Consider the following 24,864-nt stretch of genomic DNA (forward strand, 5'->3'; position numbering starts at 1 on the left):
AGTCTAGGCCGCGCGCGCTTCGGCCAGCACGCCCGCCAATAGCTGAAAGTCCTTTTCCCGCGGCGACGCGCGGCGCCACACGAGCGCGATCTGTCGCGCCGCATTGTCCGCCTCCAGCGGCCGCGCGGTCACGCGGGTATGCTCCAATATCCCGGCGTCGAGCGCCATCTGGGGCAGCATCGTCACGCCCAGGCCGTTATCGACCATCTGCACCATTGTGTGGAGCGACGTGCCGAGCATCGTCGCCTCGGCGCGCAGGTCGGGCCGGTTGCACGCGGCGAGCGCGTGATCCTTCAGGCAATGCCCGTCTTCCAGCATCAGCAGGCGCGTAGCGTCGATATCCGCCGGGCGGATCGTCGGGGTCAGGTCCATTTCCCCGTCGGGAAAGGCGACATAGAGCCGGTCGTCGAACAAATGCGCGGTTTCGACATCGCCGCATGAAAAGGGCAGGGCGAGCAGCACGCAATCGGTGCGTCCGTGGTTCAGCCCCTCGCATGCCTGGCCGCTGGTTTCCTCGCGCAGGTATAGCTTGAGGTCGGGATAGCCCTCGCGCAGCCGCGGCAGGATGCGGGGGAGCAGGAAGGGCGCGATCGTGGGGATCACGCTCATCCGCATCTCACCCGATAGCGGCCGCCCGGCAGCGCGCGCCAGGTCGCCGAGTTCGTCGGCCTCGCGCAGGACGCGCCGGGCCTTTTCCACGATGCGCTCCCCCAGCGGCGTGAACCGCACCACCCGCCGCGTGCGTTCAACCAGCACCACGCCGATCAGCGTCTCCAGTTCGCGGATTCCGGCGGACAGTGTGGATTGCGTGACGAAGGAGCTTTCGGCGGCTCGGCCGAAATGCCCCGAATCATGGAGCGCGATCAGATATTGGAGCTGTTTTAGAGTGGGCAGGTATGTCGTCATGCGCGATCGCACTTATCGGCTAAATCGATCAATAGCCATATAATAAACGACTTGAACGCTTAATCCTTGCGCCTATATTGCACTGCAGCAGATACATGCTGCGACGCAAAATCATTCGGAGATCAAGCACCATGCTAACTGTTGGCGATACATTCCCCTCGATCACCATTCCCGTCCAGCAGGGCGTTTCCGCGCTTCCCGCTGGCGAGACGCTCGACGTCACCGCCGCTTTTCCGGGCAAGTGGAAGATCGTCTTCTATTGGCCGAAGGACTTCACCTTCGTCTGCCCCACCGAGATCGTCGGCTATGCCGGCCTCAAGGGCGATTTCGAGGATCGCGACACGGTGCTGATCGGCGCATCGACCGACACCGCGCACGTCCACCTGGCTTGGCGCAAGTCGGATCCAGATCTCGAAGCCGCCGATTTCCCGTGGCTCGCGGACAATGGCGCAGTGCTAGCCAACGCACTCGGTATCGTCGATCGCAACGAGCATGTCGCCTTTCGCGCGACCTTCACGATCGATCCGGACAATGTGATCCAGGCGGTGCAGGTCAACGGCCTGAACGTTGGCCGCAATCCGCAGGAAACATTGCGCGTGCTGGATGCGCTGCAGAGCGACGAGCTGTGCCCATGCAACTGGAACAAGGGCGACGAGGTCCTCCGTCCAGCCGCATAAGCAAAGTTACCCCGGCGCGGGGTCTCCTCCCCCCTTGTGCCCCGCGCCACCTTCGAACGGCATCGTGCTGGCCCCCCGGCGCGGTGCCGTTCGTCTGAAAGGACAAATCCCATGTCGCTCAAGACTTTCGCGGAAGCGCTTCCCGATTTCGCCAAGGACATCCGCCTCAATGTCGGCAGCCTCGTCAATGACCAGACGCTGGGCGACCAGCGCAAATACGGGCTGATCCTCGCCTGCGCGCACGGCACCGGCTACAAGCCGATCGTCGATGCGGCGGAGGCCGAAGTCGAAGGCAAGCTCTCGCCCGAGGCCGCGCATGCGGCGCGCGCCGCCGCGGCGGTCATGGCGATGAACAACGTCTATTATCGCTTCACGCATTTGGCCGGGAACAAGGAATATCTCAACATGCCCGCCCGGCTGCGGATGAACGCGATCGCAGCGCCCGGTATCGACAAGGCTGATTTCGAGCTGTTCAGCCTCGCGGTCAGCGCGATGAACGGCTGCGGCATGTGCATCGATGCGCATGAGAAGGTGTTGAAGCAGCATTCGGTGCCCGCCCAGGTGATCCAGGACGCCGTGCGCTTCGGAGCCGTGATCCAGGCCGCGGCGACGGTCCACTCGGCGGTGGCGTGAGTTCTCCGGCTCTCCCCCTGGTGGGGAGGGGCTAACTAGAGGTCCGATCCATGGCGACCGCCACTCCGCTGCGCGGCGTATTCCTGTTCACGCTGGGCCTGTTGCTGTTCGCGTGCATGGATACGACGATCAAGTATCTGACCGGATTTTACGACGTGCCGGTGGTCGTAGCGGCCCGCTATATCGGGAATCTGCTGTTGATGGCCGCGTTGCTCGGTCCGCGATACGGCGCGACGCTGATCCGCACGAAGCGCACTGGCCTCACGGTCGTGCGCGCCCTGTGCCTGGCTTCGGCGTCGCTGCTGGTGGGGATCGCGCTCCAGCGCATGCCGGTGGCAGAGACCACGGCAATCAACTTCCTCGCTCCGACCCTGGTGGTGCTGGCGGCAGGGCCGTTGCTCGGCGAACGGATCGGCTGGATGGGCTGGGCCTCGGCGCTGATCGGGTTCGGCGGGGTGCTGCTGATCGTTCGCCCGTCGAGCGGTCTCGATGCGGTGGGCGTCGCGTGCGCGCTGCTCGCGGTAAGCGCCAATGCGGGATATCAGCTTCTGTCGCGCGTGCTCGTCGCCACCGAGCGGACCATGGCCTTGCTGTTCTACACCGCGCTGACGGGCTCGATCATCTTCGGCCTCATAGCGCCCTGGTTCTGGAGCGGCCGCGTGCCTTCGCTCTTCGAGGCGGCGCTGTTCGCCAGCCTTGGCGTCTATGGGGGCCTTGGCCACTTCCTGATCACCGTTGCCTATCGCCACGCACCGGCATCGCTGCTCGCCCCGGTCAATTATCTCCAGCTCCTCTGGGCGGGGCTGCTTGGCTGGATCATCTTCGGCCACAGCCCGGATCGGCTGAGCCTGCTCGGCATGGCGATCGTCGCGGCATCGGGCGCGGCGGTAGCGCTTCGCTCACGCCGTCCGCCGGTCAAGCGCGAGGTTTAGGTGAGCGCGCGATAGACGCTGTAAGCGCTGGTCAGCGTCAGGACCGTGCCGACCAAGCCCAGGAGCAGCCGCGGCTGGACGCGCTTGACCAGGATCGCCCCGAAGGGCGCGGCGATCACGCCACCGATCAGCAATCCCATGGTGGCGATCGTGAACGCCTCGACGCCTAGCGTCAGGACGAAAGTGATCGAGATCACCGTCGTCAGGAAGAATTCGGCGGTGTTGACCGTGCCGATCGTCTCGCGCGGATTGGTGCCCTGGATCAGCAGGTTCGAAGTAACCACCGGGCCCCAGCCGCCGCCGCCGGCAGCGTCAAGGAACCCGCCGATCAGCCCCAGCGGCGCGATCACTCTGGGCTCGCGCGGCTTGGGGGGGATGCCGAAGGCGCGCAACAGCAGGTACAGGCCGATCAGGCTGAGATAGGTCATCACGAACGGGCGGGCGAAATCGCCGCTGATCGAAAGTACATAGGCCCCGACCACGCCGCCGATGATTCCGGGGATCACCAGCCGAGAGAACAGCTTCCAATCGACATTCTTGTGCAGCACATGGCTGATGCCCGAAGCCGCGGTCGTGAACATTTCGACGAGGTGGACGCCGGCCGAAGCACGTGCCGGGGGCACGCCCATCACGCTCACCATCAGCGTGCTGGCGATCACGCCAAAGGCCATGCCCAGCGCGCCGTCCACGATCTGCGCGGCGAACCCGATTGCGATGAACGGCAGGATATCGGTGAGGTGAACCCCGAGGATCATTGATGCCCTTTTCGCCGCATGAATGGCCGCAATGGCGCGCGCCAGGAATTCCGACAAGATACATCGTGTTTAGTCGGGGCAAGACCGAGCCGGGGTGCGCTGGAAATCCGCCCGACAAATGCCTAAATGGGCGCGGCAAAGGGGAACCGGCCATGTTCGGTAGAGTAAAGACCTATCTGGATTCTATCCGCGCGCGCGATCCCGCCCCGCGCAGCCGCGCCGAAATCCTGCTCTATCCGGGCGTGTGGGCGGTCGCGTATCACCGCGTCGCGCACTGGCTGTACCGCAATCGCTTGTTTTTCCTCGCCCGCCTGGTGAACCACTGGTCGCGCTGGCTGACAGCGATCGACATTCATCCGGGCGCCCGGATCGGGCGCAATTTCTTCATCGATCATGGCTTCGTCGTGATCGGCGAGACCGCCGAGATCGGCAATGACGTGACGATCTATCAGTGCGTCACGCTGGGTGGCACAAACCCGGACGGCGGCGTCGCGGGCAAGCGCCACCCGACCATCCTGGACGGGGTGATCATCGGCTCAGGCGCGCAGGTGCTGGGCCCCATAACCTTGGGAGAGCGCTCGCGGATCGGCGCGAACGCTGTGGTGACCAAGGACGTTATGCCGGGCGCGACGATGGTCGGCATTCCAGCCAAGGCGACGCTGATCGAATCACAGGCGGGGCAGCGCGACTTCATGCCCTATGGCACTCCGTGCAGCGAAATGTTCGACCCCGCGACCCAGAAGTTCGAAATCATGCGCTGCGAGCTGGAGACGATGCGCAAGCGGCTCGATGCGCTGATGGCTGAGCGCGAGGAGCATCGCGATAGTGCGTAAGGCTTGATGGGCACCGTAACTCCGCTGCCGATCGCCCGGCCCAGCCAGGTCGGCTTCGAACGGATCGAACTCACCCGCATCCTCGATCTCTACGGCCGCATGGTCGCCGCGGGACACTGGCGGGACTATGCGATCCAGTTCGATCGCGACGCCGCGGTGTTCGCCGCCTTCCGCCGCGCGGCCGAACATCCTGAATACCGGATCGAGAAACGTCCCGAACTGCGCAACCGCCAGGGCATGTGGGCGCTGGTCAACGAAACCGGCATGATCCTCAAGCGCGGCCACGAGCTGGGCCCCGTGCTCGCGCCCGTGGAACGGCGGCTGATGAAGCTGGTCGGCGAATAATCTCCCTTCCCATCGGGAGAGGGATAAGAAAAGGGCCCGGGAGTTGTCTCCCGGGCCCTTTTCTGCTTGCGGAAGAGCCGCTCAGGCTATCGACAGCTGCTGCGTCGGAGGCAGGCGGTCGCCGAGGCCGCCCAGCATCCCGACAACGCTGCGGCGCATCGGCTGCCAGAAGGCGGAGAGGGTGAGCAGCGCGGAGCCGATCACCAGCGCCGTGAGCGCCGCGGCAAGCTCCACTGCGCCAGATTGCTCGAACAGCGCATACATCGCCCACAACACATAGACGAGGCTCGAGACGAGCAGCGCGCGGCGGTCCACGGCCAGCGCAACGCAGGCAAAGGCGATGTAGAGCGCCAGCACCACGGCCGCCATCGGCGCGCCGATATCGCCGTCGAACACGCCGAGCATGTGGAAGATCGGATGCGCGATCAGCGGCGCGGCGGCGAGGTGCAGCCAGAAGGCGACGTCCGAGCGGCGCGTGCGGCGCTGCAGGTCGCTTGTGTCCCAGCGCATCGCGAAGAGGAACACCAGCACGCCGGCGGCGAGCAGGATCGGATTGACCGTTTCGCGCGCACTCGGGATCAGCGTGAGGATCAACGAGACGGCTACGGCGACGACCGCCAGCGTTCCCGCCGCAACGGTGATCGGCACCATGAACCGGCGCCAATGCACCCACGCGGCCACGGCGGTCAGCAGGCCGGCAATCGCCGCGATGCCGGCAGCCAGCCGCTCCATCGCCAGCTGATCGTTCATTCCGATGCCGAACTGCTCGGCGAGCCAGGGTACGTTCGCGACGAAAATCGCGCTGATCGCTGCCGCCGTTCCTCCCACGAATGCCAGAAGCAGCAGGATGCTGGGGAGCGCCATGCGGCGTATGCGAGTGAAATATTCGGCAAGCATCCAGGCGGTCACAGCAACCGCGCTCGCACCGAGCGCCCCCGCGACGCCCACCTGGCGCGGACCCTCATTCTGCTCGAGGCCCATCAATTGCGCGCCGATATAGGCGCCGATCCAGCCCACCGCGACGAGGATCAACATGGCCGCGATCGAAACGAAGATATCGTTGAAGCCGGTGAGAAGCCGGAAATGCTCCTCGTCCACCGCGGGTGCGGAGCGGCTGGCGGCGACGTGGTTACGCAGCGCTTCGGCGGCCTCCGGGGTAAGCGCCCCGGCCTCCACTGCGCTGGCGAGGTCTATTTCGCTGTACATGGGTTTATCCTCCTCCTGTTGGGAGGGTGATTACCATGAGTGTGTTAGGAAAGCAATACGCTCTAGTGCTGCAGCTTCGACATGATCAGCATGGATTGCTCGGCACCCGAATTGGGCACGATCTCGCCGGTGCGATCGATGATCTCGGCCCATTGCGCGGCGACTGCCTCCGGCGTCGGCGCGCTCAGCTTCGCGCCGGGAGTCATCGTCAGAAAGGCGGCATGGACCACACCCGCGCCCGCGCCGATGATCATGTTGGTCGGCGCTTCCTCGCTCACCAGATAAAGCGCGGCTGGCGCGACGTTTTCGGGGGCGAACAGCCTGAATGCCTCTTCGGGGAAGATGTCCTCGGTCATCCGGGTGCCCGCGACCGGCGCGATCGTGTTGACCTTGATCCCGTATTTCGCGCCTTCCAGGTGCAGCGTCTTGGTCAGTCCGGCCAGGCCCAGCTTGGCCGCGCCGTAATTCGCCTGGCCAAAATTACCGTAGAGACCGGTCGATGACGCGGTCATCAGGATGCGGCCGTAACCCGCCTCGCGCATCGTATCCCATACCGCCTTGGTGCAATTCGCCGATCCGTTGAGATGCACGTCCACGACGAAGCGGAAATCCTCGGGCTCCATCTTGGCGAAGCTCCGGTCGCGCAGGACCCCGGCATTGTTGATTAGGATATCGACGCGTCCCCAGCGCTCCTTGGCCTGTTCGACCATCGCGACCATCTGATCATATTCGGTGACGCTGCCACCGTTCGAGAAAGCTTCCCCGCCCGCGGCCTCGATTTCCTCCACTACCTTCAACGCGGCATCCGAATGGCCGGTGCCATCGCGGGCGCCGCCCAGATCGTTGACCACTACCTTCGCGCCGCGCCGCGCCAACTCAAGCGCATAAGCGCGCCCAAGCCCGCCGCCGGCACCGGTGACGATTGCCACGCGATCAGTGAACGAAATTGCCATGGATGCGCTCCCCTCAATCAGTGGAGCGCATCCCTAGCCGTCAAACCCGTGGCGTCAAATCAGCCGCCACGCTGGCGGCAGCTATCGGTCACCGTGCGCGAGCAGAGCGGGTAATTCCGGCGGGGCGTGGGGGCAGGCGCCGCCATGGGAGCCGACGGGGCAGGGCCATAAGCCGATTGCGGAGCAGCGGACCCGGTCGTGGCCGCAGGAGCGTCGGCGGCGGCCGTGTCGGGGGTTCCAGTCGTGGTCTGCGTGTCGGGAGTGCCGGTGGTGGTGTCGGGAGTGCCCGTGGTCGCCGGGGCATCCTGCGTGGCGGGCATGCCGGTCGTCGTGTCCTGCCCCGCCGGCGCGCCCTGACCGGTTTGCGTGGAGCCGGCGGAAGTGCCCGGCGTGGTCTGGCCGGGCGTATCCTGTGCAATCGCGGTGCCGCCCAGCGTGATCGCGGCGGCCATGATGAGGAGCTTCATCGCATGGTTTCCTTGGTTAGAGTCGGACCCCTTGGAGTCAGGCGAACGCACAACAGGTGCGCACGAGCCACGGGCCGGCTCATTCCGTCCGGAATGCAGCGCTATCCGTCGATGAAAGGCCTTGCCAAGGCCCTAATTGCCTGAATCCAGCGCGTAGCCGGCCGAGCGCACCGTGCGGATGATATCGGGCTTGTTGTCCTTGTTGATCGCCTTGCGGAGCCGCCGGATATGGACGTCTACCGTGCGGCTCTCGATGTCGCTATCATGCCCCCAGACGCTATCCAGCAAGCGTTCGCGCGAAAAGACGTGGCCGGGATGCTCCAGGAAATGCTTGAGCAGGCGAAACTCGGTGGGGCCAAGCGGGATGAACTCGCCGCCGCGGCGAACCTTGTGGCCAACGGTGTCCATCTCGATATCCGCATAACTCAGCGCTTCGCCGGCGAGGGCAGGACGGACGCGGCGGAGGACCGCACCCACGCGCGCAACCAGCTCGCGGGGGCTGAACGGTTTGGTGACATAATCGTCCGCCCCGGTCTCGAGCCCGCGGACGCGGTCTTCTTCCTCGCCCCGCGCCGTCAGCATGATGATCGGCACGTTGGCGGTCTCGGGCATGCGGCGCAGGCGGCGGCAGACCTCGATCCCGGATATCCCCTCGACCATCCAGTCGAGCAGCACGATATCGGGCGCGGCCTCCTTGGCGAGCATCAGCGCCTCTTCGCCGTCGGGCGTGTGCCTGACCTCGTAATCCTCGCGCTTGAAGTGATAAGTGACGAGTTCGGCAATCGCGCGATCGTCTTCGACCAGCAGCATCTTCACCCGCGCCATCAGGCGGCCCTCTCGACGGCTTCGCGCTCGGCAAGATAGCTGCCGGTCGCGGCGAAATAGACCATCTCGGCCACGTTGGTGGCATGGTCGCCGATCCGCTCGATATTCTTGGCGACGAACAGCAAGTGCGAAACCTGGCTGATCGTCTGCGGATTCTCGATCATGAACGTGACGAGCGTGCGGAAGATCGAATCGTAGAAATCGTCGAGCGCACTATCGCGCACGCAGATTTCGGCCGCCGCCTCCGCATTGCGCGCGGAGAAGGCGTCGAGCACGTCATGGACCATGTCGCTCGCCATCTGCGCCATGGTGGGAAGGATCGAGACGACTTCGATCCGGTCTTCGCCCTCGGAATGGATGAGCGGCACGCGCTTGGCGATATTCTTGGCATAATCGCCGATCCGCTCGATCACAGCGCCGATCTTGAGCGCGGCGACGACTTCGCGAAGGTCATCCGCCATGGGCGCGCGCAGCGCGATCACGCGCACCGCCAGCCGCTCCACTTCGGCTTCGATCGCATCGATCGCCTTGTCCTTCTTGCGGACTTGCTCGGCAAGCGCGGTATCGCCGCGCGAAAGCGCCTTCATCGCGTCATGGATCGCCTGCTCCGCGAGCCCGCCCATCTGGCTGATCAGCCCGCGCAACTGGCTGATATCCTCGTCGAACGCCTTGACGGTATGTTCCTGGCCGCTCGCCATTAGCCGTACCTTCCGGTGATATAGTCCTTCGTGCGCTCCATGCGGGGCGCAGTAAACATCGCATCGGTCTCGCCATATTCAACGAGCTCGCCGAGATGGAAGAAGGCGGTTCGCTGCGACACGCGCGCCGCCTGCTGCATGTTATGCGTGACGATCACGATCGCATAGCGCCCGCGCAACTCGCCGATCAGCTCCTCGATCTTGGCGGTCGCGATCGGATCCAGCGCCGATGCGGGCTCGTCCATCAGGATCACTTCGGGATCGACCGCGATGGCGCGCGCGATGCACAGCCGCTGCTGCTGGCCGCCGGAGAGTGCAGTGCCGCTGTCCTGGAGCCGGTCCTTCACTTCTTCCCACAGTCCGGCGCGGTTGAGCGCGCTTTCGACGATGCCCTCGAGATCGGGCTTGGACGCCGCCAGGCCGTGGATGCGCGGGCCGTATGCCACATTCTCGAAAATCGACTTGGGGAAAGGGTTCGGCTTTTGAAACACCATGCCCACTCGGGCGCGGAGCTGCACCACGTCCATCGCCGGGGAATAGATATCCTCGCCGTCCAGCGTCACCAGCCCCTCCACCCGGGCGCTCGCGACGGTGTCGTTCATGCGGTTGAAAGTGCGCAGGAAGGTGGATTTTCCGCAGCCCGAGGGGCCGATGAACGCCGTCACCTTGTCCATGTCGATCTGGATCGACACGTTCTTCACTGCCTGCTTGTCGCCGTAAAAGACGCTGACGTCGCGGGCCGACATCTTGGGTGGGGCATCTGTCATTACCAGCGGGTCTCGAATCGGTTGCGAAGATAGATCGCGACGCTGTTCATCGCGAGCAGGAAGGCGAGCAGCACGAGGATCGCGGCGGATGTCTTCTCCACGAAGCCACGGCTGACTTCGTCGGACCACAGGAATATCTGCACCGGCAATACGGTCGCGGGATCGGTGAACCCGCCCGGCGGCTGGACGATGAAGGCGCGCATCCCGATCAGCAGCAACGGCGCGGTCTCGCCCAGCGCGCGGGCCATGCCGATGATCGTGCCGGTCAGGATACCGGGCATGCCAAGCGGCAATACGTGGTGGAACACCACCTGAATCGGGCTGGCGCCCACGCCCAGCGCCGCGTCGCGGATCGAAGGGGGCACCGATTTGATCGCATTACGGCTGGCGATGACGATCACCGGCATGATCATCAACGCAAGCGTAAGCCCGCCGACCAAGGCCGCCGAGCGCGGCATGATCGGCCCGAAACGCACGCCCATGATCTCCCATGTGCCCAGGAAAACAGCCAGCCCAAGCAGGCCGAAGATGATTGAGGGCACCGCCGCGAGATTGTTGATCGAAACCTCGATCAGATCCGTCCAGCGGTTCCGCGGCGCATATTCCTCCAGATAGATCGCCGAGAGCACGCCGACCGGAAATGCGATCAGGAACGTGATCGCCATCGTCAGCAGCGAACCCTTGAGCGCGCCCCAGATGCCCACCGCGACGGGATCGGTCGAATCGGACATGCGCAGGAAATCACTGTTGAAGCCGCTGGTGACCAACCCCGCTTTGTCCAGCCGCGCGGCCATTGCCCGCGTCTCGGCATCGCCCTCGCCGCGCAGTGCGGGACCGATCCCGGTGGCGGCGGGAACCTGGATGCTCACCTTGCGGTCGAGGATCGAGGGATCGCGCTTGATCGCCTCGCGCACCTTGAGCCAGGCATAATCGGAGATCGCTTCCTCGCCGCCCGCCCCGAATTGCGTCGCGGCCGCGCCCCTTACCGTGTTTTCCAATTCGGCGCTCGCCAGCGCGAGATCGGCACCCGGAGTCCGGAGGACCGCGCGGTCCACCGGCAGCGCCGCAGCCTTGAAGTCGATCGTCAGCGCCACATCGGTGCGCACGAACCCGCGCCAGCCCTGCGACACCATCGTCGTGAGCAGGAAGGCGAGGAACGCCGCGGAAAGCACCACGGCCGCCAGCCCGAACAGCTTGAAGCGGCGCTCGGCGGCATAGCGCTTGGCGATGCGCCGCTGCATCGCCTGCGCATTCCAGTCGGTTGGTGCGCGATCGGGGCGGGCGGGGCTAGTCATATGCCTCACGATATTTCTTCACGACGCGCAGCGCGACGATGTTGAGCACCAGCGTGATCACGAACAGCGTCAACCCCAGCGCGAAGGCCGCGAGCGTCTTGGGACTGTCGAACTCGGCGTCGCCGGTCAGCAAGTCGACGATCTGCTTGGTCACCGTGGTCGCGCTTTCGAGCGGATTGAGCGTGATGTTCGCCGCGCCTGAGGCCGCCATCACGACGATCATCGTCTCGCCGATCGCGCGCGAGACGGCGAGCAGGATGCCCGCGACGACGCCCGGCAAGGCGGCGGGGATGAGCACCTTGCGGATCGTCTCGCTCTTGGTCGCGCCCATCGCAAGGCTGCCGTCGCGCATCGCGGTGGGCACGGCGGCGATCGAATCGTCGGCCATCGAGGAGACGAAGGGGATGATCATCACGCCCATAACCAGCCCCGCCGCCAGCGCGCTTTCGGACGAAGCGAAGGGCATTCCCAGCTTGACCGCCAGGTCGCGCACGGCCGGCGCGACCGTGAGCGCCGCGAAATAGCCGTAGACCACGGTGGGAACGCCAGCGAGAATTTCCAGGATCGGCTTCATCCAGCGCCGCACGGCGGGGGCGGCATATTGGGTCAGGTAGATCGCGCTCATCAGCCCGAAGGGAATTGCCACGATCATCGCGATCACCGCCCCGATGAAGAACGTGCCCCAGAAAAGCGGAACCGCACCCAGCGACTTGCCCGGGTCGGCGGGATCGATGACCTGCGGGCTCCAATGCGTGCCGAACAGGAAATCGGCGATCGGCACCTGGCTGAAGAAGCGCAGCGATTCCCAGAGGAGCGACAGGAAGATGCCCAGCGTCGTCAGGATCGCGATCAGCGAAGCGAACAGGAGGAGCGACATCACGCCGCGCTCCACGCGCGTTCGCGCCATGAACGGCGCACGCACCCGCGTGAGGGCCAGCGCGAAGCAGGCAAAGGCGAGCAGCACGGTCACGCCAGCGCCGATCCAGCCATAGTGTTTCCGCGCGGCGCGGGTGGGGGCCGCAAGCTGCTCGGCGACCGGATCGAACGCCGTGGATCCGGGATCGCCCGCCACGCGCCTGGCTTCGGCGAGCAATGCCTCGCGTTCGAAATCGAACGAAGGCAGTTGCGCGGCGGCGGGATGATCGAGAACGGCTTGCTTGATCAGCCCGGGAGTCATGGCGCCCCAGATTGCGATGAACAGCAGTGCCGGCAGCACCGTCCACAGCGCGACATACCAGCCATGCTGTGCGGGCAGCGAATGCAGCCGCCGGGCCGATCCCGTCTCGAACGCCGCGGCACGCCTGCGCGCGGTCAGCCAGGCGATCAGGCCCAGGCCGGCGACGAGGAAGACGAGCGCAAGCGCGCTCATCAGTGCAGCCCTTCGGGCGTCATCGCGGTGCGTGCCGCTACATGCGCCGCCGCCTGCCGGCGCACATCTTCGGGCGCGGCGATCAGGCCGCGCTGCGCCAGCTTGCCCTTGGGCGCCCACATTTGGGTGTAGAGCGTGATGAAATCGGCCAGCCCGGGCACCGCGCGCAGGTGCCGCTTCTTCACATAGAGGAACAAGGGCCGCGCGCCGGGATAGCTGCGATCGGCGATCGCGGCATAGCTCGGCTCGACTCCGTCGATCGGCACGCCTTTCAGCCGGTCGTGGTTTTCCTCGAGATAGGAATAGCCGAACACGCCCAAGGCATTGGGGTTCTGGGCCAGCCCCTGGACGATCAGATTATCGTTTTCGCCCTTGTCGATATAGGCCCCGTCATCGCGGATGCGCTTGCAGCGCAGGTCGTAAGGCGCGCTGTCCTTGACGTCCTTGAGGGCTTTGGCCTCGGGATCGGCCTGTGCGCAGCCGGGCTCGATCACCAGCTCGACGAGCGCATCGCGCGTGCCGCTGGTCGAGGGCGGACCCATAACCTGAATGGGGATCGCGGGGAGGGCGGGGTTTACGTCGCGCCACGTGCGCGCCGCATTGGGCGCGCCCAGCGGATTGGCGGCCAGCGCCAGGTAGATGTCCTTCTTGCTGAGCGACAGGCCTGGCCCGCGATTGCTCTCGGCCAGCGCGACGCCATCGACGCCGATCTGGACTTCCATGATCTCCCCGACATCGTTCTTCACGCACAGCGCATATTCGCTCTTCTTCATGCGCCGCGATGCGTTGGCGATGTCGGGGAACTCCCAGCCCACGCCTTCGCAAAAGCGCTTGAGGCCCGCGCCCGTGCCGATCGATTCGATCACCGGGGCGCGGCGGTCACCGCCCTGGTTGACGAACGCTTCGGCCACGGCGGTGGTGAAGGGATAGACCGTGGACGACCCGACGACGCGGATTTCGCGCGCGTTGCTGCCGTCGCAGCCACCCAGCATCAGCGCGGCGGGCATCAGGGCGGCGAGCACGAACCGCCCGAAAATCGCCAGAGAATCGGTGCTGCTCACCGCACCGCCTTTGGGCCGGGAGGTTACGGCTTTATGACAGGCAGCAGGATCGTCACGCTGGTGCCGGTGCCGAGCTTACTCGCAATGTCGATGCGCCCGCGGTGCCGCTCCACGACATGCTTGGCGATCGCGAGCCCCAGGCCGGTGCCGCCCACCGAGCGGCTGCGGCCCGAATCCACTCGGTAGAACCGCTCGGTGAGCCGGGGAATATGCTGGGGCGCGATGCCTTCGCCCTGATCGGTGACGGTCAGCCGCGCCATCGCCTTGCCGTCGGGCAGGAGCGCGATTGAGACGGGGGTGCCTTCTCGCCCGTATTTCATCGCGTTGCCGACGATATTGTGGAGCAGTTGCGAAAGTTGCGCCCGGTCGCCGCGCACCGGCTGAGTCTCCGCCACATCGGTCCGCAGATCGGCGGCGCGGGCATCGCCGGAACCCGACAATTCCTCACAGACTTCGCGAACCAATTGGCCCAGATCGACCGAATCGCTCGGCTTGCGGTATTTCTCCGCCTCGATCCGGCTGAGCGAAATTAAATCATCCACCAGCCGCCGCATCCGCCGCGCCTCGTCGTGCATGATCTTGAGGAAGCGCTTGCGCGTCTCCGGATCGTCGCCGGCCTCCTCGCGCAGCGTTTCGACGAAGCCGAGCAGCGACGCGAGCGGCGTGCGCAATTCGTGGCTGGCGTTCGCGACGAAATCCACGCGCATCCGGTCCGCCGCGTAGCTGCCGGTATGGTCCACCAGATGCACCACGCGCCGGCCGTCCTCCAGCGTGCGCACGCGCATTTCCCAGCGCTGATCCCGCGCACCCAGGCCCACGAGATGGACGGGACCCGAGGGTCCGCCATCGCCAGGGTTGACCAGCCGCTCGGCCGCGGCGGGATGGCGGATCGCAACGCGAATGTCCTCGCCCAGGATATGCCCGCCCAGCAAGGTCCGCGCCGGTGCATTGGCGGCGACGACTCGGCTGGCGTCGATCACCAGAATGGGTTCGCCGATCGCTTCGATGATATCGGCAATGGCGGGCTCCCGCACGTCGGGGACCGGCGCGGGGGCCGGAGGAGCGACGGGCTCTCCGCCCCCCGCGATCAGGACGGCCGCGACCGCGCAGACCAATACGATCAGGCTCGCCTGCGCATCGCCGGTGAGCAAAAGGCTGACCAGCGCCGCCGCCAGTGCGACGCCGAGCGCGAGCGACGCGCGAGGGCCGGGAGAAAAGGGCATCGCGCGCTCACTAGCCGAGCCCGACAAGATTTACGATTGCGAAAGGCCGCAGGGCGCAGGACAATGCGCTATGACCGACGAACCCCAGGCACCTAAGGCCAGCCCCCAAGCGAGCAGGCGCGCTCTTATGCTGGGCGCGGCGAGCGCTTCGGCGATCGTCTCGATCCGCCCGGCGCTGGCGCAAACCAGCGCTTCGGTGATGAACTGTGAGATACCGGTGCCTGATCCGGGCCGCGCCGGCAGTTATATCGCCGCCGATGGCAGCCTGGTTCCCTCGGGCACCGCCGGCGCGTTCCCGCCGCCGGGCGTCGCCTACAAGGCCGAGGACGTGAAGCGCGCGCTCAATGGCGGCACGCTGCCGGGCGCCGATTACGAGCGCAGCCGAGCCTACACCAATTACATTCGCCGGCTGCAATCGGGCACCAGCGGCTTTACCTGTTTCGCATCGCTGCAAATGCCGCGCGGCTGATCCAATCTCCGCTCACCCTGAGCCTGTCGAAGGGTCTTCTGAAACGGTGCTTCGACAGGCTCAGCACGAGCGGGGGAGGGACAACGCATGACGCAATACCGCGCCGCAAGCCCGGAAACGCTGCGCATCGTCCCGCTCGACGCGCTCACGCTGATCTATCACCGCGCATCCGGCATCACCCATGTCGTCGATGCGCCCGTGCCGGAAATTCTGGAGGCGCTGGCCGAGCCGCTGAGCGTCGATGCGCTGCTGGCCAGACTCGCGGCGGAATATGATCTGCTGGACGCGGACCCGCTGGCGCTCGCCGTCCGCCTCGATGAGTTGGCCACCGCGGGGCTGGTCGAGCGCCTATGAAGCACGTCACTTCGCTCCACATCGGCCCGATCGGTTTCCGCATCGGCAGTGATTGGCGCGGGCCGATCGCAACCCTTAAGGACCTTTACCGCGACTATCCGAAGCCCCAGATCCCGGATTTCAACGTTCACCTCTTCGCTGCCCGGCCGTGGCGTAAATTCCTCCGACCATCGGTGCATATCGGGGGCGATTTCGTCATTCCCGACGCCGCGCCTCTGCCTCTGGCCCAAGGCCTGCTCGCCGCCGAGATGGGAATGAACCTCCAGATGGCGCTGGGCGCGCGCGGCTATCTGTTGCTGCACGCATCCGGAGTGGAGCGCGACGGGCGCGCGGTGCTGATGACGGGCATTTCGGGCGCGGGAAAATCCACGCTGGCGGCCCTGCTGATGGCGCGCGGATGGCGGCTGATGGGGGACGAGTTCATTCTGATCGAGCCGGAAACGGGCCTGGCTTACGCCTTCCCTCGGCTGATAAGCCTCAAGAACGAAGCGATCCCCGTGGTCGAGGCTCTGCTGCCCAATGCCCGCTTCGGGCCGCGCCTGACCGGCACGCCCAAAGGCACGTTGCGCCACATCGTGCCCGATGCGCGCGCAATCGCCGCCATGGCCGAGCCCGCCACACCGTCTCTCATCCTCTTCCCGCGCTTCGGCTTCGATGCCGCCGAGCGCCCGGTGCCGCCCAGCGAAGCCTTTGTGCGTCTCACCCAGGCCTCCACCAATTACGTCAATCTCGCCGAGCGCGGCTTCGATGCCCTCACTCGGCTGGTCAGCGACGTGCCGGCGCGCGCGATCGACTATCCCGACACCGATACCGCGATCGAGATGGTGGAGCGGCTGGCATGAGCCCGGCGCTGCTCCTGGCCGAGATGCTCCGCGACCCTGCTGGTTCCACGCGGCTGGGTCTCGCCGAGTGGACAGCATTGTTCGCGGTCGCGCGTTCCGAGCAACTGATAGGCACTCTGGCGGTAAGGCTCCAGGGGCTGCCGATGCCTGGGGAAGCCGAGCGTATCGTCCGCGACGCGATCGCTTCCGCCGAACAAGGCCGCACCGCGGCCTTGTGGGAAGCCGAAATGGCACGGCGCGCGCTCGGCGACATGCCGGTCGTGCTTCTGAAAGGCACTGCATTCATCGCCGCGGGCCTCCAGGCGGGCAGGGGCCGTTCGATCGGTGATCTGGACATTCTCGTTCCCCGCGAACGCATCGAGGAGGCCGAAGCGCTGCTGCTAGCCGCGGGCTGGGAATGGGTGAAGCCGGATCCCTATGACGACGCCTATTACCGGCGATGGATGCACGAACTGCCGCCGCTCATCCACCGCGAGCGCGACCGGATGATCGACGTGCACCACACGATCCTGCCGCTCACCGCGCGGATCACGCCGGATGCGCGGGCCCTGCTCGCCGATAGCGCGCCGCTCGAAAACGGCCTGCGCATCCTCAACTCCAACGACATGCTTTGCCACGCCGCCGCGCACCTTTTCGCCGATGGCGACCTGGCGGGCGGGATGCGCAACCTGTGGGACGTGCATTGCCTGATCGAGGAATTCGGCGTGGAGGGGCTGGAAGCGCGAGCGGCGCATCACGGCCTGGCCGGCGCGATGAGCCGCGCGGTTCGGCTCGCTCAGGCGCTTTACGGCCCGCCGCCCCTGGCCGGCACTGCAGGGGGATGGGGCGACCGGCTATACCTGCGCCGCCTGACCGCGCGAGACGGCTGGGGCCGCCCCACTACCAGGCTCACTCGCCTCGCTTTCTACATTCGCTCGCACTGGCTCCGCATGCCTCCCTTGCTGCTCGCCCGGCATCTGTGGGCCAAATGGCGCAAGGGCGGCTGACGCGGCAGGATCGCTATGGAAATAGCAAGACTATCGGCGTAACCGCGTCGCAAGAGGGGCCTTCATGACGCACGCCATCGCCGCGATCATCCTTGCCGCGGGCAAGGGCACGCGAATGAAATCCGATACGCACAAGGTGCTGCATCCGATCGCGGGGCGGCCGATGCTGCTGCACTTGATTGACAGTTTCGATGCGGCGGGTGCGAGCGAGCGCGTTGTGGTGGTCGGATCGCTTCGCGAGCAGGTCGAGGCCGCTGTCGAGACGCTTGGCGTGCGCACTGTTGTCCAGTCGGATCAGCTCGGAACCGCGCATGCTGCACTCCAGGCGAAAGCGGCGCTCGCCGATTTCGATGGCGTCGCGATCATCTGCTTCGGCGACGTGCCTTTCCTTCGCACCGACACCATCACGCGCATGGTCGAGCGGCTCGAAGCCCGGGACAAGCCCCCCATCGTCGTGCTGGGTTTCCGACCCGTGGACCCCGCCGCTTACGGCCGGGTCATTGCCGACAGTGATGGCCGCATCCTCAAGATGGTCGAATTTAAGGACGCCACCCCTGAGCAACGTGCCGAGCGGCTGTGCAATTCCGGCGTCACCGCGGTGCGCACGCGCGACCTGTGGCCACTTCTGGAGCGGGTCGGCAACCACAATGCGGCGGGCGAATATTATCTGCCGGACATCGTCATGCTCGCGCTTGGTGACGGGGAGACGCCCGTAGTGATCGCGGCGCCGGAGGCCGAAGTGCTGGGTATCAACAGCCGCGCCGAACTCGCCGGTGCCGAACTAGTCTGGCAGCGCGCCCGCCGCACCCAGGCAATGGCGGACGGCGCCACGCTGATCGCCCCAGATACGGTGTGGTTCTCACACGATACCAGGCTGGGCCGCGATGTCGTGATCGAGCCGAACGTGTTCTTCGGGCCGGGCGTGGAGATCGCCGACCGCGTCACCATCCGGGCTTTCTGCCATATCGAGGGCGCGACGCTGATGTCCAGGTCGGAAGTCGGCCCCTATGCCCGGCTGCGGCCCGGATCGGTGATGGAGCAGGGATCCAAGGTCGGCAATTTCGTCGAAATGAAGAAATCGACGCTCGGCCCCGGCGCCAAGGCCAGCCACCTGACCTATCTCGGCGACGCCAAGGTCGGCGCGGGCGCGAATATCGGCGCGGGTACGATTACCTGCAATTATGACGGCTTCTTCAAATACGGCACCGAGATCGGTCACGGCGCCTTTATCGGATCGAACAGCGCACTCGTCGCGCCCGTGAAGATCGGCGACGGAGCGATCGTCGCCGCGGGATCGGTGGTTACCCGCGATGTCGAGGCGAACGCGCTGGGGCTGGGGCGCGCGAAACAGGAAACCAAGCCGGGCTGGGCGATGCGCTTCCGGGAAGCGATGAAAGCAAAGAAGGCTGGAAAGTGATATCACGGAGTGATATCTAGGCGTTATGCGCACGCTGGTAGATATTCCGGAAGACCATGTCCGCAAGCTCGATGCGCTGGCGGCGAAGTCCAAACGGTCGCGGGCCGCCGAGATTCGCGACGCCGTGGAACATCATTTGCGCGAAGCGATCGACAATTCGTGGATCTTTGGCGAGGGCTTCGGATATTGGAAAGACCGCGACGATATTGGCGATGCAGTGGAATACCAGCGCGATATGCGCCGTGACCGCGAAGATTCGTGAGCGATCCCTTCTTCGACACTAATATCGTCATCGATTGGCTGCGCCGGCGACCTGAAGCCGCTCGAGAACTCGCCGGATATCAGAAGCACCGCATCAGCCGCATTGCCTGGAGCGAGATACTTGCGGGGGAGAGCGAGGAATCGCGCGATCGCATCAAATGGATGATCCGCCAGTTCGAAGTGGTGGAGCTCGATGAGCGTATCGCGGCGGTCGCCGCGGACATCCGGCATCGAACACGCATAAAGCTGCTCGATGCGATCATCCTCGCTACTGCCCAGGTCAATGGCGGGGTGCTGGTAACACGAAATACAAAGGATTTTCCGGCAGACCTGCCTGGTATTCGCGTGCCCTACACGCTTTAGGAAATTCGAAGATGTGCGGAATCGTCGGAATTGTCGGAACCCGCGACGTGGCCCAGCGGCTGTTCGACGGGCTCAAGCGGCTCGAATATCGCGGCTATGATTCCGCCGGTATCGCCACGCTCCACGATAACGAGATCGACCGCCGCCGCGCCGAGGGCAAATTGCTCAATCTCGGCGTCCGCCTCGTTGAAAAGCCGCTGCCGGGCCATATCGGCATCGCGCACACGCGCTGGGCGACGCATGGCGCGCCCACTGAAGACAATGCCCATCCGCACATCGTCGGCGACGTCTCCATCGTCCACAACGGCATCATCGAGAATTTCAAGCCGCTGCGCGACGAGCTGATCGCGGATGGCCGCGAGTTCAGGAGCCAGACCGACACCGAAGTCGTCGCGCATCTGGTGGATCGCGAGCTGAAGCGCGGCTCCTCTCCGCGTCAGGCCGTCGCGGATGTGCTGCCCCGCCTGCACGGCGCGTTCGCGGTGGCGTTCCTGTTTCGCGACGAGCCCGACATGCTGATCTGCGCCCGGCTGGGCGCGCCGCTCACCGTGGGCTATGGCGAAGGCGAGAATTACCTCGGCTCGGATGCGCATGCGCTCGCGCCGCTCACCCAGCGCATCGCCTATCTCGACGAAGGCGACTGGGCCGTCGTCACGCGCACCAGCATCGAAGTGTTCGACCGCCACAATGCTCCCGTCGAGCGCCCGATCGTCCAGTCGGGCGCGACCGCGGAGGCGATCGACAAGGGCAACCACGCGCATTTCATGCTCAAGGAAATCTACGAGCAGCCCGTCGTCGTCGCGCAGACCCTGCAATCCTATATCCGCCCGGTCGAGCAGATGGTGGCGATGCCCGACATGAGCTTCGACTTGTCCAGCATCGAGCGGATCACGATCGTCGCGTGCGGCACCGCAAGCTATGTCGGCATGATCGGCAAATATTGGATCGAGCGCTGGGCGCGGCTGCCGGTCGAAGTCGATGTCGCCAGCGAGTTCCGTTACCGCGATCCGGTCCTCCTGCCGAATACCCTGGGCGTCGTCGTCAGCCAGTCGGGCGAGACCGCGGATACGCTGGCGGCGCTCAAGCACATGAAGGCTGCCGGCCTTACCACCACGGGCATCATCAATGTGCCGACCAGCTCGATGGCGCGCGAGGTCGATCTTTTGCTCTCGACGCATGCGGGTCCCGAAATCGGCGTTGCATCCACCAAGGCGTTCACCTGCCAGCTCGCCGTGATGGCCGCGCTCGCGGTCAATCTCGCGCGCGCCAAGGGCAAGCTTTCCGCCGAGGAAGAGCGCGAGATCGTCGGCCACCTGGTCGAAGCGCCGGCCGCGATCAACGCCGCGCTTTCGCATGACGAAGAAATTCAGGCGATGGCAGGCACCATCGCGGAGGCGCGCGACGTGCTCTATCTCGGCCGCGGCCCCGATTATCCGCTGGCGCTGGAAGGCGCGCTCAAGCTCAAGGAAATCAGCTACATCCATGCAGAGGGTTATGCCTCGGGCGAGATGAAGCACGGTCCGATCGCGCTGATCGACGAGCATGTGCCTCTGATCGTCCTCGCGCCCTCGGGTCCGCTGTTCGACAAGACCGTGTCGAACATGCAGGAGGCCAAGGCGCGCGGCGCGCGTGTGGTGCTGATTTCGGATGCGGAGGGGCTGGCGCAGGCCGGGGACGACGCCGTGGCGACGATCGAGATGCCCAGCGTCCATCCGCTGATCGCGCCGCTCGTCTATGCCGTGCCAGTGCAGCTCCTCGCTTATCATGTTGCGGTCGCCCGGGGCACCGATGTCGATCAGCCGCGCAATCTGGCGAAGTCGGTTACGGTCGAGTAGCGTAGCGGACTAAGGCATCAGATCACCGAAGCGCCGCGAGCGCTTCCGCCAGTGTCGGGTAGCGGTCCTGGACGCCGCGTTTTTTGCCGTAGCCCAGTTTCTGGATCTGTCTCTCTGTCCAGCGGCTTGGCGCAATATTGTGGCAGATCTGCATGTAGAGCGTGCCGCCGGCATATTCGTAACCGGCCATATCGCCGAGCCCGAGCCGAGTGACGACGAACTCGCTGTCCGCGCTCCCGAATATGGTCGTCGGGCGGCGCTTCGAGTACAGTACATATTCGATCTTGGGCGCTCGCTCCCATTCAATCCGCAGGCGCGGAGAATAGCGCGCCGGAATCCGTCCGTTCAAGTGAACCGACATGCCGGCGCGGCTCGTCAGCTTGCGCAGCACTTCGCCGTTGCCGCCGCGCATGCGCTCGATGCGCTGGATTTTCTGCCACCGGCACTCGCCCTGACGGCAGGAGATTTGCAGCACTGCCGTCGGTGTCCGGGGCGCCGGAAAGGGATCGGGGGCAAGGGCAAGCAGCGCGAGCGAAAGGATCATTGCGGCTCTCCCAACAGCCTGGTCAGCGCACCGCTTATATCCGCGGCGCGATAGGGCTTTTCGATCATCGGCGCGCCATAGCCTTCGGGCGGGGCGCCATAGCCGCTGGCGAAGGCGAACGGCACGTCGCGGGCGCGCAGCGCATCGGCGATCGTGTTGCTGCGCTCGCCGGCCAGATTGATGTCCAGGATCGCCGCGTCGATCATTTCCCGCTCGGCCAGCGCGAGCCCTTCGGCAAGGCGGCTGGCCGGCCCCACGGTCACGCAGCCCAGTTCCTCCAGCATATCTTCCAGGCACATCGCCACCACCGGCTCATCCTCGACGACCAGCACGCGCAGCCCGGCGAGCGACATCACTCCGCCCCCTCCGGAAGCGGGGCATCGACCGTGCAGACCACGCCTTCCGCGCGGAAATCGATCCGCACGGTTCCGCCCAATTCGGCCGCCAGCCCGCGCTCGATCATTCGGGTGCCGAAACCACGGCGCTGCGGTGCCTGCACGGGCGGCCCACCGCTTTCCTCCCAGCTAAGCGAGAGCCGAGGCGCGCTTTCGCCCATTACCCGCGCCCAGCGGATTTGGACCCGGCCCTCCGGCCGCGACAACGCGCCGTGCTTCACTGCATTGGTCGCCAGCTCATGGATCGCCAGCGCCAGGCTGATCGCGGTCTTGGGCATGATCGCCAGATCTGGCCCGTCGAGCGCGAAGCGATCCGGCCCGCCCGCATGCGGCGCCACTGCGTCGCCGATCACCTGCGTCATGGAAACCAGCCCCCAATGCTCGCGCGTCAGCAGATTATGCGCTTCCGAAAGCGCCGCCAGCCGCCCCTCGAAGGCGCGTCGCGCCGTGGGCGGGTCCATGTCGTCCTTGAAGCTTTGCTGCGCGATCCCCTGCACGATCGCGAGCGTGTTTTTCACGCGGTGGTTGAGTTCGTCGATCAGCAGCCGCAAATGCGCCTCGGCGCGCTTGGCCTCGGTCACATCGCGGCAAATGGCGTGCAGGCCCGTCGGCTTGCCGTCCATGTCCTCGATCAGCCGCGAACTCACTTCCCACACCAATTGGCGGCCATCGCGGGTTCTAACGCGGATCGTATGGCGGGTGGTCCCGCGCGCGCCCAGCTTGTGCATCAGCATCGCTGTGGTCTGTTCGAACTGGTCGGGATCCAGAAATTCCGCGAACGAGTGGCCCAGCACTTCCTGTTCGGTGTAGCCGAGCGCCGTCTCCACAGCCGGATTCACGGATGTGATACGCTGATCAAGGTCGGATGTGAGGATATAGTCGTTGGCCTGCTCGAAGATGGTGCGGAAGCGGATTTCGCTGTCGCGCAGCAATTCCTCGGCACGTCGCCGCTCGGTTATGTCGAATGAAATGCCCACGAAGCGGCTGGGGCGGCCGTCCTCGTAATCGATCCGGCTGCCATGGCTTTGGAGCCATAGCTCGGCTCCGTCGCTGGCGCGGCGGATGCGGTATTCTATCGTGTAGGCGGCTCCCGTTTTGAAGCACCTGGTCGCCGCCGTCTCAGCCCTCGCGCGGTCTTCAGGGTGGACGCGGTCGAGCCATTCCTCGAAGGTCCCGTGCAAGTCTGGGCGGGGCTCTATCCCGAGCAGGTCGAAGCGGTTGCGCGACCATTCCCCGCCCATCGTCTCGAGATCGAGTTCCCACGTCGCCATCCCCGCGCTTTCGGTGGCGAGGCGCAGGCTCTCCTCGCTCTTGCGCAGGTCATTCTCCGCCGCGCGCCGCTGCGTCACGTCGAGCGTCACTGCGAGGACGCCGAACGGTTCGCCGCTCTGCTGCCGGATCACCGCGACCGAATTGTTGACCCATGCGACCCGGCCGTCCTTGCCGATATAGCGCTTTTCATGGGTATAAGGCGTGCCCGCCGCCACCGCCCGTTCGAACAGGCGCACATTGCGGCCGACGTCGTCGGGATGCGTGATCGACTGCATCGTGCGCGCCATCAATTCGTCGCGACTCCAGCCCGCGATTTCGCAGAAGCGCTCGTTTACCAGCGTAAAACGCCCGGTCAGATCGACTTGCGCAAAGCCCGCGGTCGTCTGATTGATGAATGCGGAGAGCTGCGCCTCGCGGTCGCGCAAGGCGATTTCGGCTTCCTTTGCCTCCGTAACGTCGTGCGCTACGCCGATGAAGCCGATATGCGCGCCTGAGGCGTCCCTGCGCGGCTGCGATGTCGAGTTCAGCCAGCGCCAGGCGCCGTCCGCACGGCGATAGCGGGCCTCCAGGGAGAAGGTTTCGAGGCTGGCCTCACCGGCGATCGATTCCGCCATCACGCGCGCCGCATCGTCGGGATGAAGGATGGTGCGCCAGTCGAAATCGACGGCGTCGTCATAGGAAACGCCGACGAAGTCCACATAGGCCCGATTGACGAAGCTGCGCTTGCGATCGAGCTGGGTCACCCACACCGCCACCGGCGCGCTGTCCGCAATCAGTCGAAATTCGTCCTCCCCAACGGGAAGCGGCGCGTGCGCGCCCCCGGGGCCGGTCATGTGCGGAAGCGGGCGCGAAAGTGCATCGCGGCCATAACTAGCCGTAACGTCAATGGAATCAACGGGGATGAAGCCGAAGCCGCGAGAGGGATCGTCCAGCGGCTTCGGCTTACTCCTGCGGCGTCTCCGGGCGAGGAGCGGCCGCAGGCAATACGCATTACAGGACTCCCTGGCGAAGGGCGTCGTGCAACGCCTATAGGCGGCCACCGGCTCAGGCAGATATTCCGGTAAAATGCGGACCCGCCATTTGCCTGTCGCATCCCGCGCTTCGCCGCGGATGGAGCGCCCTTTTTACCCCTCCTTAACGCTATCTGCTTACCTCTTATTGCCTGTCCATCAGGGGAATTT

28 protein-coding genes are annotated in these 24,864 nt (G+C 65.4%); 13 read left to right on the forward strand and 15 right to left on the reverse strand.

Annotated features, from left to right (window positions below; all coding sequences use genetic code 11):
• Nucleotides 1-3: 3 nt before the first annotated feature.
• Nucleotides 4-906 carry a hydrogen peroxide-inducible genes activator gene (locus tag VF617_RS15245; protein WP_331015758.1) on the reverse strand — a complete coding sequence of 301 codons (903 nt, stop codon included), beginning with the start codon at nt 904-906 and terminating at the stop codon, nt 4-6.
• Between the two features lie 131 nt (nt 907-1,037).
• Here VF617_RS15245 and VF617_RS15250 point away from each other — a divergent pair, with 131 nt between their 5' ends.
• From VF617_RS15250 to VF617_RS15260, 3 genes are all read left to right on the forward strand, one after another.
• Nucleotides 1,038-1,583, forward strand: a complete 546-nt coding sequence (locus VF617_RS15250) for a peroxiredoxin (RefSeq protein WP_331015759.1) — start codon at nt 1,038-1,040, stop codon at nt 1,581-1,583.
• Between the two features lie 111 nt (nt 1,584-1,694).
• Nucleotides 1,695-2,216: a carboxymuconolactone decarboxylase family protein gene (locus VF617_RS15255; protein WP_331015760.1), complete on the forward strand. Its 522-nt coding sequence runs from the start codon at nt 1,695-1,697 to the stop codon at nt 2,214-2,216.
• A 50-nt stretch (nt 2,217-2,266) separates the two neighbouring features.
• Nucleotides 2,267-3,148, forward strand: a complete 882-nt coding sequence (locus tag VF617_RS15260) for a DMT family transporter (RefSeq protein WP_331015761.1) — start codon at nt 2,267-2,269, stop codon at nt 3,146-3,148.
• On the opposite strand, the gene VF617_RS15265 is transcribed toward VF617_RS15260, so the two are convergent.
• Nucleotides 3,145-3,903 (reverse strand): sulfite exporter TauE/SafE family protein, encoded by a 759-nt coding sequence (locus VF617_RS15265; RefSeq protein ID WP_331015762.1) that lies wholly within the window; start codon nt 3,901-3,903, stop codon nt 3,145-3,147. The two genes, VF617_RS15260 and VF617_RS15265, sit on opposite strands and share 4 nt — an antisense overlap.
• Before the next feature lie 152 nt (nt 3,904-4,055).
• On the opposite strand from VF617_RS15265, the gene epsC reads away from it, so the two are divergent.
• Both epsC and VF617_RS15275 read left to right on the forward strand, forming a co-directional pair.
• A complete protein-coding gene (gene epsC, locus VF617_RS15270) occupies nt 4,056-4,736 on the forward strand; it encodes a serine O-acetyltransferase EpsC (protein WP_331015763.1) in 681 nt (226 codons plus the stop codon).
• A 6-nt stretch (nt 4,737-4,742) separates the two neighbouring features.
• Nucleotides 4,743-5,081 (forward strand): DUF2794 domain-containing protein, encoded by a 339-nt coding sequence (locus VF617_RS15275; protein ID WP_331015764.1) that lies wholly within the window; start codon nt 4,743-4,745, stop codon nt 5,079-5,081.
• An 81-nt stretch (nt 5,082-5,162) separates the two neighbouring features.
• On the opposite strand, the gene VF617_RS15280 is transcribed toward VF617_RS15275, so the two are convergent.
• The 10 genes from VF617_RS15280 to VF617_RS15325 all read right to left on the reverse strand — a co-directional run bounded on the left by VF617_RS15280 (nt 5,163) and on the right by VF617_RS15325 (nt 14,945).
• Complete coding sequence (locus VF617_RS15280; RefSeq protein WP_331015765.1) at nt 5,163-6,287, reverse strand: hypothetical protein; 1,125 nt, start codon at nt 6,285-6,287, stop codon at nt 5,163-5,165.
• 62 nt (nt 6,288-6,349) lie between these two features.
• Nucleotides 6,350-7,240, reverse strand: coding sequence for an SDR family NAD(P)-dependent oxidoreductase (locus VF617_RS15285; RefSeq protein ID WP_331015766.1), 891 nt, complete (start codon nt 7,238-7,240; stop codon nt 6,350-6,352).
• A gap of 59 nt (nt 7,241-7,299) precedes the next feature.
• The gene (locus tag VF617_RS15290; RefSeq protein ID WP_331015767.1) at nt 7,300-7,707 is read right to left on the reverse strand and encodes a hypothetical protein; all 408 of its coding nucleotides are present in this window, start codon (nt 7,705-7,707) and stop codon (nt 7,300-7,302) included.
• A 132-nt stretch (nt 7,708-7,839) separates the two neighbouring features.
• Nucleotides 7,840-8,532: a phosphate regulon transcriptional regulator PhoB gene (gene phoB / locus VF617_RS15295; RefSeq protein WP_331015768.1), complete on the reverse strand. Its 693-nt coding sequence runs from the start codon at nt 8,530-8,532 to the stop codon at nt 7,840-7,842.
• Complete coding sequence (phoU, locus tag VF617_RS15300) at nt 8,532-9,230, reverse strand: phosphate signaling complex protein PhoU (protein ID WP_331015769.1); 699 nt, start codon at nt 9,228-9,230, stop codon at nt 8,532-8,534. Before phoU ends, phoB begins: the two co-directional genes overlap by 1 nt.
• Nucleotides 9,230-9,997, reverse strand: a complete 768-nt coding sequence (pstB, locus tag VF617_RS15305; RefSeq protein ID WP_331015770.1) for a phosphate ABC transporter ATP-binding protein PstB — start codon at nt 9,995-9,997, stop codon at nt 9,230-9,232. Before pstB ends, phoU begins: the two co-directional genes overlap by 1 nt.
• On the reverse strand, nt 9,997-11,292 hold the full coding sequence (gene pstA / locus VF617_RS15310; RefSeq protein ID WP_331015984.1) for a phosphate ABC transporter permease PstA: 1,296 nt from the start codon (nt 11,290-11,292) through the stop codon (nt 9,997-9,999). The genes pstB and pstA overlap by 1 nt, the downstream gene beginning before the upstream one ends.
• The gene (gene pstC / locus VF617_RS15315; RefSeq protein ID WP_331015771.1) at nt 11,285-12,661 is read right to left on the reverse strand and encodes a phosphate ABC transporter permease subunit PstC; all 1,377 of its coding nucleotides are present in this window, start codon (nt 12,659-12,661) and stop codon (nt 11,285-11,287) included. Before pstC ends, pstA begins: the two co-directional genes overlap by 8 nt.
• On the reverse strand, nt 12,661-13,668 hold the full coding sequence (locus tag VF617_RS15320) for a substrate-binding domain-containing protein (RefSeq protein WP_331015985.1): 1,008 nt from the start codon (nt 13,666-13,668) through the stop codon (nt 12,661-12,663). Before VF617_RS15320 ends, pstC begins: the two co-directional genes overlap by 1 nt.
• Nucleotides 13,669-13,745: 77 nt before the next feature.
• Nucleotides 13,746-14,945 carry an ATP-binding protein gene (locus tag VF617_RS15325; protein ID WP_331015772.1) on the reverse strand — a complete coding sequence of 400 codons (1,200 nt, stop codon included), beginning with the start codon at nt 14,943-14,945 and terminating at the stop codon, nt 13,746-13,748.
• Between the two features lie 70 nt (nt 14,946-15,015).
• On the opposite strand from VF617_RS15325, the gene VF617_RS15330 reads away from it, so the two are divergent.
• The 8 genes from VF617_RS15330 (at nt 15,016) to glmS (ending at nt 21,472) form a co-directional block, all read left to right on the forward strand.
• Nucleotides 15,016-15,414: a hypothetical protein gene (locus tag VF617_RS15330; RefSeq protein WP_331015773.1), complete on the forward strand. Its 399-nt coding sequence runs from the start codon at nt 15,016-15,018 to the stop codon at nt 15,412-15,414.
• An 87-nt stretch (nt 15,415-15,501) separates the two neighbouring features.
• Nucleotides 15,502-15,768: an HPr-rel-A system PqqD family peptide chaperone gene (locus VF617_RS15335; protein ID WP_331015774.1), complete on the forward strand. Its 267-nt coding sequence runs from the start codon at nt 15,502-15,504 to the stop codon at nt 15,766-15,768.
• Entirely contained in the window at nt 15,765-16,610 is an 846-nt protein-coding gene (locus VF617_RS15340) for an HprK-related kinase A (RefSeq protein ID WP_331015775.1), read from the forward strand. The genes VF617_RS15335 and VF617_RS15340 overlap by 4 nt, the downstream gene beginning before the upstream one ends.
• Nucleotides 16,607-17,596, forward strand: coding sequence for a nucleotidyltransferase family protein (locus tag VF617_RS15345; RefSeq protein WP_331015776.1), 990 nt, complete (start codon nt 16,607-16,609; stop codon nt 17,594-17,596). Before VF617_RS15340 ends, VF617_RS15345 begins: the two co-directional genes overlap by 4 nt.
• A gap of 64 nt (nt 17,597-17,660) precedes the next feature.
• Nucleotides 17,661-19,013 (forward strand): bifunctional UDP-N-acetylglucosamine diphosphorylase/glucosamine-1-phosphate N-acetyltransferase GlmU, encoded by a 1,353-nt coding sequence (gene glmU, locus VF617_RS15350; RefSeq protein WP_331015777.1) that lies wholly within the window; start codon nt 17,661-17,663, stop codon nt 19,011-19,013.
• 25 nt (nt 19,014-19,038) lie between these two features.
• Nucleotides 19,039-19,275 (forward strand): CopG family transcriptional regulator, encoded by a 237-nt coding sequence (locus tag VF617_RS15355; RefSeq protein ID WP_331015778.1) that lies wholly within the window; start codon nt 19,039-19,041, stop codon nt 19,273-19,275.
• On the forward strand, nt 19,272-19,637 hold the full coding sequence (locus tag VF617_RS15360; protein ID WP_331015779.1) for a type II toxin-antitoxin system VapC family toxin: 366 nt from the start codon (nt 19,272-19,274) through the stop codon (nt 19,635-19,637). The genes VF617_RS15355 and VF617_RS15360 overlap by 4 nt, the downstream gene beginning before the upstream one ends.
• Nucleotides 19,638-19,648: 11 nt before the next feature.
• On the forward strand, nt 19,649-21,472 hold the full coding sequence (glmS, locus tag VF617_RS15365; protein WP_331015780.1) for a glutamine--fructose-6-phosphate transaminase (isomerizing): 1,824 nt from the start codon (nt 19,649-19,651) through the stop codon (nt 21,470-21,472).
• 22 nt (nt 21,473-21,494) lie between these two features.
• Here the strand turns inward: glmS and VF617_RS15370 are convergent, their stop codons facing one another.
• Genes VF617_RS15370 through VF617_RS15380 form a run of 3 tightly spaced genes read right to left on the reverse strand, consistent with a single transcriptional unit; the run spans nt 21,495 to nt 24,516 of the window.
• A complete protein-coding gene (locus tag VF617_RS15370) occupies nt 21,495-22,016 on the reverse strand; it encodes a hypothetical protein (RefSeq protein ID WP_331015781.1) in 522 nt (173 codons plus the stop codon).
• The gene (locus tag VF617_RS15375; protein ID WP_331015782.1) at nt 22,013-22,369 is read right to left on the reverse strand and encodes a response regulator; all 357 of its coding nucleotides are present in this window, start codon (nt 22,367-22,369) and stop codon (nt 22,013-22,015) included. Before VF617_RS15375 ends, VF617_RS15370 begins: the two co-directional genes overlap by 4 nt.
• Entirely contained in the window at nt 22,369-24,516 is a 2,148-nt protein-coding gene (locus VF617_RS15380; RefSeq protein ID WP_331015783.1) for a PAS domain S-box protein, read from the reverse strand. Before VF617_RS15380 ends, VF617_RS15375 begins: the two co-directional genes overlap by 1 nt.
• Nucleotides 24,517-24,864 lie beyond the last annotated feature (348 nt).

The organism is Sphingomonas sp. (assembly GCF_036388215.1).
GTDB lineage: Bacteria > Pseudomonadota > Alphaproteobacteria > Sphingomonadales > Sphingomonadaceae > Sphingomonas.